Source organism: Micromonospora sp. AMSO1212t (genome assembly GCF_008868145.1).
In the GTDB taxonomy this organism is placed as follows: domain Bacteria; phylum Actinomycetota; class Actinomycetes; order Mycobacteriales; family Micromonosporaceae; genus Micromonospora; species Micromonospora tulbaghiae.
This window is the reverse complement of sequence record NZ_WBKS01000186.1, coordinates 1-8,000: the sequence shown is the minus strand read 5'-3', so window position 1 is coordinate 8,000 and position 8,000 is coordinate 1. Positions and strand designations below refer to the sequence as shown.

The window sequence follows — 8,000 nt, the reverse complement described above, 5'->3', positions numbered from 1 at the left end:
AGCCCGGCTGACTGCTGGGGCCGACGCCCGCGTCACGGGTTCCGGGCGGCGGGTAGGGCCGCTCCGCGAGCAGCCGGGCCAGGTGGGCGCTGTTGAGCGCCAGCGCGGCCGTGGTGCGGCCGGTCGTGTCGGGTTTGGGACGGGCGTCGACGTAGTCGGTCTTGTGCAGCGCCTCCCCGACCCAGTACGTGGCCCCGGCGGCCGGGCAGGTGAACCCCACCTCGTTGAGTGCCTGCTGCACCTCGGCGATGGTGTGGTGCGCGCCGTCCTCGTTGCCGACCACTGCCACCCCGCCGACCTTGCCGTAGGTGCGCAGGCGACCCTGGTCGTCGGTCTCGGACAGCTCGGCGTCCAACCGTTCGAGGACCATCTTGGTCACCGACGAGGGCTGGCCGAGCCAGATCGGCGTGGCGATGATCAGGATCTGGGCGGCGAGCAGCTTGGCGCGGATGGCGGGCCAGCCGTCTCCGTCGCCCTCGTCGACGGAGACCCCGAAGCGCACGTCGTGGTCGACCACCCGGACGATCTCGCCGTCGACGCCTTGATCGGCCAGCGCGTCGAGCACCTCCTGACCGAGCACCTGCGAACTGGACGTCGCCGGGGAACGCTTCAGGGTGCAGTTGAGAACGAGTGCTCGAACAGCGGTCATGACCGGGTCCTCTCCGCGTACGGGTGCGCGGCTTGATACCCGCCACCGCGGCCGGGATGCGTCAGCCGGCGCGGCGGCGGTGCGCGCGACTGTCGTCCACCGGGCGGCCGGGGTCGACGTGCCGGGGCCGGTCGGGCTCGTCGGGCCGCAGCAGCACCAGATTGTCGGTGATCGCGTCGATGATCCGGTCGGTGGCCTGCCGGGCCGCGCCGGGGGAGCCCGACCGCAGGTCGTCCAGCGGCACCGGCGCGCCGAAGTGCACCCGGATGGCGGGCCGGCGGGCGACCGCCCGCGCCACCGCGCCCAGCATTCCCTTGGGCGCCTGGTAGGGCAGTACCTCGTGCGAGCCCCACTGGGCCACCGGTACGACAGCGGCGCCGCTTGCGAACGCGAGGCGGGCGGCGCCGGTCTTGCCCCGCTCGGGCCACATGCCCGGGTCGAGCCCGATGCGTCCCTCCGGGTAGACCACCACCACCGATCCGCCGGCCACGGCCTCGGCGGCGACCTCCAGTGACCGGTGCACCGCGGCGGTGCCCCGGTCGACGCGGATGTGCCCGGCGCGGCGCATCAGCGATCCGATCACCGGGGCGCGGAACAGGCCGCCGGTGGCCATGATCCGGGGCGCGACGCGCCGGACCCGGCAGGCGGCGGCGAGCACGACCGGGTCGAACGGGCTGATGTGGTTGGCGGCCAGGACCAGCGGTCCGCGGCGCAGCGCGTCGGGCACGTCGCCGGTGACCTCCAGCCGGCCGACCAGCCCGACGGCAGCGCGAGCGAGCGTCTGCGCGCCCCGCCACAGCAGCGGCGCGCGCCAGGGGGTGCTGTTCATCAGTGCTGGATGGTCGCACGAGCCGGGGCGACCCCGGGAGCCGGAGGGGTCCTCCGGCAAGGGTGATCCCGGGACCGCAGGTCCTCCGGCAAGGGTGATCAGGGTCATTGGTCCCGGGCCGGGTGGGGCCCTGCGGCCCTGCTGCTTTCTCTACGACGCCGAGTAGTATCTACTACGTCTCGTAGTATGCACAGCTGGGGGTTTTCTGGTGGACGCGTTGGACGTCGCCCGCTGGCAGTTCGGTGTCACCACCGTCTACCACTTCTTGTTCGTGCCGTTGACCATCGGCCTGTCCGTGCTGGTGGCGATCCTCCAGACCATGTGGCACCGCACCGGCAACGAGCGGTACCTCAAACTCACCAAGTTCTACGGCAAGCTCTTTCTGATCAACTTCGCGATGGGTGTGGTCACCGGCATCGTGCAGGAGTTCCAGTTCGGCATGAACTGGAGTGACTACTCCCGCTTCGTCGGCGACATCTTCGGCGCGCCGCTGGCCATCGAGGCCCTGGTGGCGTTCTTCCTCGAATCCACGTTCATCGGCCTGTGGATCTTCGGCTGGGACCGGCTGCCCAAGCGCCTGCACCTGGCCGCGATCTGGGCCGCCGCGATCGGCACCAACCTGTCGGCGTACTTCATCCTCGCCGCGAACTCGTTCATGCAGAACCCGGTCGGCTTCCGGATCAACCCGGAGAGCGGCCGCGCCGAGCTGACCGACTTCGTCGCCGTGCTCACCAACAAGGTCGCCCTGGTCACCTTCCCGCACACCCTGGCCGGCGCGTTCCTGGTCGCCGGGTCGCTGATGGTCACCGTCGGCCTGTGGCACGTGATGCGCAACCGCGACAGCGCCGACACCGGTGCGTACCGCTTCGCCACCAAGCTCGGCTCCTGGGTCGTCCTGGTCTCCTCGGCACTGGTCGTCCTCACCGGCGACATCCAGGGCAAGATCATGACCGAGGTGCAGCCGATGAAGATGGCCGCCGCGGAGGGCCTCTACACCACTGAGAGCCCCGCCTCCTTCTCCGTGCTCACGGTCGGCAGCCTCGACGGCAGCCGTGAGCTGTTCGCCATCAAGATCCCGTACCTGCTGTCGTTCCTCGGCACCGGCGACCCCAACGGCACCGTGCAGGGCATCAACGACCTCCAGGCCCAGTACGCCAGCCAGTACGGACCCGGCAACTACGCCCCGATCATCCCGGTCACCTACTGGAGCTTCCGCTTCATGATCGCCTTCGGGCTGGCCGCCGCCGCGATCGCGCTGCTGGTGCTCTGGAGCCAGCGCAAGGACCGCACCCCCACCAGCAAGTGGCTGCTGCGCGCCGGCCTGGTCATGCCCGTGTTGCCGCTGCTGGCGAACTCCTTCGGCTGGATCTTCACCGAGATGGGCCGCCAGCCGTGGATCGTCTTCGGCGAGATGCTCACCCGTGACGGCGTGTCCCGCAGCGTCTCCCTGACCGAGGTGCTCACGTCCTTCACCGCGTTCACGCTCATCTACGCCGTCCTCGCGGTGGTCGAGTTCAAGCTGCTGGTCCGCTACGCCCGCGCCGGTGTCCCGGACGTCACCCCCGACGACGACACCGACGACACCGACGACGCCGAGCGCCCGCTGGCGTTCGCCTACTGACACCCCGGAGCCCAACCGTGGAACTGACGACCGTCTGGTTTCTCCTCGTGGCCGTGCTCTTCACCGGCTACTTCATCCTCGAAGGCTTCGACTTCGGCGTCGGGATGCTGCTGCCGGTGCTCGGCCGCGACGACCGGCAGCGCCGCGTCCTGATCAACACCATCGGCCCGGTCTGGGACGGCAACGAGGTGTGGCTGATCACCGCCGGCGGCGCCATGTTCGCCGCCTTCCCCGAGTGGTACGCCACCCTGTTCTCCGGCTTCTACCTGCCGCTGCTGCTCATCCTGCTGGCCCTGATCGCCCGCGGCGTCGCCTTCGAGTACCGCCACAAGCGGCCCGAGGCGGCCTGGAAGCGCCGCTGGGACCAGGCCATCTTCTGGGGCTCGGCGATCCCGGCCGTGCTGTGGGGCGTGGCGTTCGCCAACATCTTCCGCGGCGTGCCCCTGGACGCCGACCACGAGTACGTCGGCGGCCTGGTCGACCTGCTCAACCCGTACGCGCTGCTCGGCGGCCTGACCACGCTGGGGCTGTTCCTCACCCACGGCGCGGTGTTCCTGGCGCTGAAGACCACCGGTGACATCCGGGAGCGCGCCGGCGCCCTCGCGGTGAAGCTCGGCGTCGGCACCGCCGTGGCCGCCGTGGCGTTCCTGAGCTGGACGCTGACCATCCGCTCCAGCGCCGCCGCCGTCGTGTTCGCCGTCGGCGCCGCCCTCGCTCTGCTCGGCGGTCTGGCCGCCGCCAAGGTACGCCGGGAGGGCTGGGCGTTCACCGGCACGGCGGTGGCGATCGCCCTGGCCGTGGCGACGCTGTTCGCCGCGCTGTTCCCGAACGTGATGCCGTCCACCCTCGACGCGGCCGGCACGCTCACCGCCACCAACGCCGCGTCCACCCCGTACACCTTGAAGATCATGACCTGGGTGGCCGTGGTGTTCACGCCGATCGTGCTCGCCTACCAGGGTTGGACGTACTGGGTGTTCCGCCGCCGGATCGGGGTACAGAACATCCCGCAACACTGATCGACCTGTGGGCGCAGGGGCGCGGGGCCGGTGCGAGGGGGTCGCACCGGCCCCGCGGGGCGTTCGGGGTCAGCGCGCCTCGCGCAACTCCGCCAGCCGCGCCTCGATCTCGGCCAGCTCGGCGCGCAGCTTCTCCGCCTGCTGCTCGGCCTCGGCCCGCTCGGCGGCCAGGATCTGCTCCACCGCCTCCTGCACACCGGGCACGTCGACGAGCGCCACCATCCGCAGCGCCTCGGCCGGCTTCACCACGTACGGCCGGGCCAGCGCCTTCGTGCCCTGCTGCGCGGCCACCGTCCACTCGCCCTCGGCGTAGGCGAGCGTCACGGTCAGCCCCGGCGGGGTCTTCGGCTTCGCCGCCTTCGCCGCCCGCTTCGCCGGCTTCGATTCCGCCGCCGGCTGCTCGGCCTTCGGCTCCTCCCGCCGCGGCGCCGGCACCCGGGGGGTGTCCAGCACGAACTCCGGCTTCGGCGGCGCCGACGCCTGCTCCGGCTCCGGCTCCGGCTTCGCCTCGGCGGCCGGACGCCGCCCGGCGCCCTTGGGGGCGATCGCCACGTCGGCGGGGGAGAAGGGCAGCTCGTCGCGGCCGAACCGCACCACCACGAACTCCTCCGACGCCGCCGGGTCGGTCAGCTCCACCACCTGCCCGAGCTGCCCGGCCATCTGCCCGGCCGCCTCGGTGAACACCACCCGGGGCTTGCGGCCCGCCGCAAGGGCCTCCCGGATTCCCTGAATCTCGTCAGTGGACAAACCCTGACCCGCCATCACGCCCTCTTCCGTACACCTGTTGACGCAGCCTTGATACCAGCCGGCTGCGACACCGCGATGATCAGCCCCCGAGGGCCCGCAGCGCCGCGTCGGCGTGTTCGTTCATGCTCAGCTCGCTGTGCACCACTGCGAGCACCCGCCGGTCGGTGCCGATCACGAACGTCATCCGCCGGGTGCTCAGCGCGCCCAGCGGCAGCCGCCGCCGCACCCCGAACGCCCGCGCCACGGTGCCGTCGACGTCGGACAGCAGCGGATAGTCGAACCCGTGCCGGCGGGAGAACTCCGCCTGCCGCTGCACCGGATCCCGGCTGATCCCCACCCGAGCCGCGCCCACCGCCGCGAACTCCGCCGCCAGGTCCCGGAAGTGGCAGCTCTGCGCCGTGCAGCCCCGCGTCATCGCCGCCGGGTAGAAGAACAGCACCACCGGACCGGCGGCCAGGAACTCCGACAGGCGCCGTGGCGTGCCCGTCTCGTCCGGCAGCGTGAAATCCTCGACCAGGTCACCGACACCCACCGCGTCACTCATGACGCGAGGATATGTAGACATCGCCGATCCCGCTCCGTCGTACCCGGTGAGCGGCGGGGAGGCACCGCCGCACGACGCGAAGGACCGACAGTGAAGTACGTGATCATGATCCACTCCAACCCGGAGCCGTGGGGCCACCCCACCTCCGAATACCTCGCCGCCCACCAGGAGCTGCCCGCCGACGTACGCGAACGGCTCAACGCCGACTTCGAGCAGGTGATGACCGAGCTGCACGCCAACGGTGAGCTGGTCGTCGGCGAGGCGCTCGCCGACCCGCGCACCGCCCGGCTCTACCGGTGGAGCGACGGCGCGCCGCTGGCGACCGACGGCCCGTACTCCGAGGCCAAGGAACACCTCGCCGGCTTCTTCCTCATCGACGTGGAGGACCAGGCCCGCGCCGAAGCCGTCGCCGCGAAGTTCGCCGGCCCGGGGGAGACCGTCGAGCTGCGGCCCTCGATGTGGCCGGGCGGGTCCGATCAGTAACGCCACGCCCCTCGCGGACGTGTGGCGCCGGGAGGCGCCGCACGTCCGCGCCGCGCTGCTGCGCCGCTACGGGCACCCCGACGCCTGCGAGGACGCCCTCCAGGACGCGGCGGAGGTGGCAGCCGCCCGGTGGCCGCTCACCGGCCTCCCCGACGAACCCCGCGCCTGGCTCATCCGGGTCGCCTCGCGACGGCTGATCGACCGGATGCGCGCCGAGGAGGCCCGCACCCGCCGCGAACGGCTCGACGCCGCCCGGCAGCCCGACGCCGGCGTCGTACCGCCCGTCGACGACACGCCCGTGACCGGCGCCGACGACACGTTGCAGCTGCTGTTCCTGTGCTGCCACCCGGCGCTGAGCCGCCCCTCACAGGTAGCGCTGACCCTGCGCGCGGTGGCGGGACTGCGGGTGGAGCAGATCGCCGCCGCCTACCTGGTGCCGGCCCGGACCATGACGCAGCGGCTGAGCCGGGCCCGTGCGACCCTGCGCGAGGCCGGCGCCCGGTTCACCATGCCCCCGCCGGACGCGTTGCCCGACCGGGTGGCCGCCGTGCTCGACGTGTGCCACCTGGTGTTCAGCGAGGGCTACACCCGCACCTCCGGTGACCAGCTCCTCGACGTCGAACTCGCCGAGGAGGCGATCCGGCTCACCCGGCAGGTCCACGCCGCGCTGCCCGACCACCACGAGGTCACCGGCGCGCTGGCGCTGATGCTGCTCACCCACGCCCGGTCACCCGCCCGCACCGACGCCGCCGGCGACCTCGTGCCGCTCGCCGACCAGGACCGCTCCCGCTGGCGCCGCGAACTCGTCGACGAGGGCGTCACGCTGCTCGGCCGGGCCCTGCCCCACGGCCCGGTGGGCCGCTACCAGCTCCAGGCGGCCATCGCCGCCGTCCACGCCGAGGCGCCGGCCTTCCCGGACACCGACTGGCTCCAGATCAGCGTCCTCTACGACATGCTGAGCCGGGTCGCCCCCAGCCCGTTCGTCACGCTCAACCAGGCCGTCGCCGTGGCCATGGCGCACGGCCCCGACGTCGGGCTGGCCCTGCTCGACCCGCTGCTGGCCGACCCGGCGATGCGCGGCCACCACCGGCTGCACGCCGTCCGCGCACACCTGCTCGAGCTCGACGGCGACGCGCAGGCCGCCGCCGAGCACTACCGGCTGGCCGCCCGGCTCACCGGAAGCCTGCCCGAACAGCGCTACCTCAACCGGCGGCTGGCGCGCCTGACCAGCGACTCCTGATCCGTCCGGCGGCTGCGGTCACCGCCACACCCCGGCCACCTCGTCGGCCACCGCGTCGGCCTGCGCGACCCCGGCCCGCGCCGACGCCGCCCGCCGCGCCGGGTCCAGCACGTTACGGCCGATCGCCGTCCGCGCCGCCCGGTCCGGCGACACCACGGCCACCCGCGCCCCCGCCTCCCGCAACGCCGCCACCTGCGCCGACAGTCGCGGCATCGGCCCGACCGCCGCACGCGTCGGCGCCAGCACCACCACCCGATCGCAGCCGGCCGCCAGATCCGCGTTCACCGGCGAGCGGACCCCACCGTCGACGTAGCGCCGGCCGCCGACTGTGACCGGCGGCCACCCCCCCGGCACCGCGCAACTGGCGCCGACCGCGTCCACCAGCGGCACCCCGCTGTCCGCGTCGAACACCACGAACTCGCCGGAGGCCGCGTCCACGGCGGTGACCAGCAGCCGCGCCGCGGGCCAGTCCGGCGACGGCAGCCGCGCCGCGATCACCGCCCGCCGCGACTGCTCCGACGGGGTACTCGCCGACAACGCCATCGCGCCGATACGTGCCCGGGCCCGCGCCGCGTCCCGGCCACGACCGCCCGCCCACGCCCAGCGCAACAGCACCCCCGTCCCGAGCCGGGCCGGCACCTCGTCGCGGGGCGGCCGCAGCTGCGCCTCGTACAACTGCGCCGGCGGCGTACCCGAGCGCACCTGCGCCCCGACGACCGACCCGGCCGACGTGCCCACCACCAGGTCAGCCTCGTCCAGCCGCAGGCCGTGCCCGGCCAGCCCGGCCAGCAGACCCAGCTCCCAGGCCACCCCGGTCACCCCGCCACCACCCAGCACCAACGCGCGCCCCACGTGACCGTCCTCCCCACCC

9 protein-coding genes are annotated in these 8,000 nt (G+C 73.0%); 4 read left to right on the top strand and 5 right to left on the bottom strand.

Translation table 11 applies throughout. The features are described 5' to 3' along the window. The coding region (locus tag F8279_RS28100) for a flavodoxin family protein (protein ID WP_151501555.1) at window positions 1-649 on the bottom strand (649 nt) is incomplete at its 3' end. Window positions 650-710: 61 nt separating this feature from the next. Next, window positions 711-1,478 (bottom strand): 1-acyl-sn-glycerol-3-phosphate acyltransferase, encoded by a 768-nt coding sequence (locus F8279_RS28095; RefSeq protein ID WP_151501554.1) that lies wholly within the window; start codon window positions 1,476-1,478, stop codon window positions 711-713. Between the two features lie 208 nt (window positions 1,479-1,686). Between F8279_RS28095 and F8279_RS28090 the strand changes: the two genes are divergently transcribed. Both F8279_RS28090 and cydB read left to right on the top strand, forming a co-directional pair. After that, a complete protein-coding gene (locus tag F8279_RS28090) occupies window positions 1,687-3,099 on the top strand; it encodes a cytochrome ubiquinol oxidase subunit I (protein ID WP_151501553.1) in 1,413 nt (470 codons plus the stop codon). A 17-nt stretch (window positions 3,100-3,116) separates the two neighbouring features. Next, window positions 3,117-4,115 carry a cytochrome d ubiquinol oxidase subunit II gene (cydB, locus tag F8279_RS28085; RefSeq protein WP_091426915.1) on the top strand — a complete coding sequence of 333 codons (999 nt, stop codon included), beginning with the start codon at window positions 3,117-3,119 and terminating at the stop codon, window positions 4,113-4,115. Between the two features lie 69 nt (window positions 4,116-4,184). On the opposite strand, the gene F8279_RS28080 is transcribed toward cydB, so the two are convergent. After that, window positions 4,185-4,877 carry a DUF6319 family protein gene (locus F8279_RS28080; protein ID WP_151501552.1) on the bottom strand — a complete coding sequence of 231 codons (693 nt, stop codon included), beginning with the start codon at window positions 4,875-4,877 and terminating at the stop codon, window positions 4,185-4,187. Window positions 4,878-4,941: 64 nt separating this feature from the next. Continuing rightward, window positions 4,942-5,406: a peroxiredoxin gene (locus tag F8279_RS28075; protein ID WP_244254875.1), complete on the bottom strand. Its 465-nt coding sequence runs from the start codon at window positions 5,404-5,406 to the stop codon at window positions 4,942-4,944. Between the two features lie 90 nt (window positions 5,407-5,496). Between F8279_RS28075 and F8279_RS28070 the strand changes: the two genes are divergently transcribed. Both F8279_RS28070 and F8279_RS28065 read left to right on the top strand, forming a co-directional pair. Further along, entirely contained in the window at window positions 5,497-5,889 is a 393-nt protein-coding gene (locus F8279_RS28070) for a YciI family protein (RefSeq protein ID WP_091426912.1), read from the top strand. A gap of 19 nt (window positions 5,890-5,908) precedes the next feature. Continuing rightward, window positions 5,909-7,129, top strand: a complete 1,221-nt coding sequence (locus tag F8279_RS28065) for an RNA polymerase sigma factor (RefSeq protein ID WP_091426911.1) — start codon at window positions 5,909-5,911, stop codon at window positions 7,127-7,129. A gap of 18 nt (window positions 7,130-7,147) precedes the next feature. Here the strand turns inward: F8279_RS28065 and F8279_RS28060 are convergent. Then, window positions 7,148-8,000: patatin-like phospholipase family protein (locus F8279_RS28060; RefSeq protein WP_368668844.1), on the bottom strand; the 853-nt coding region annotated here is incomplete at its 5' end.

Excerpts from the sequence above, each read along its gene's own strand:
- F8279_RS28095 (WP_151501554.1), bottom strand. The coding sequence starts at position 1,478 with ATGAACAGCACCCCCTGGCGCGCGCCGCTGCTGTGGCGGGGCGCGCAG.
- F8279_RS28075 (WP_244254875.1), bottom strand. The coding sequence starts at position 5,406 with ATGAGTGACGCGGTGGGTGTCGGTGACCTGGTCGAGGATTTCACGCTG.
- F8279_RS28080 (WP_151501552.1), bottom strand. The coding sequence starts at position 4,877 with ATGGCGGGTCAGGGTTTGTCCACTGACGAGATTCAGGGAATCCGGGAG.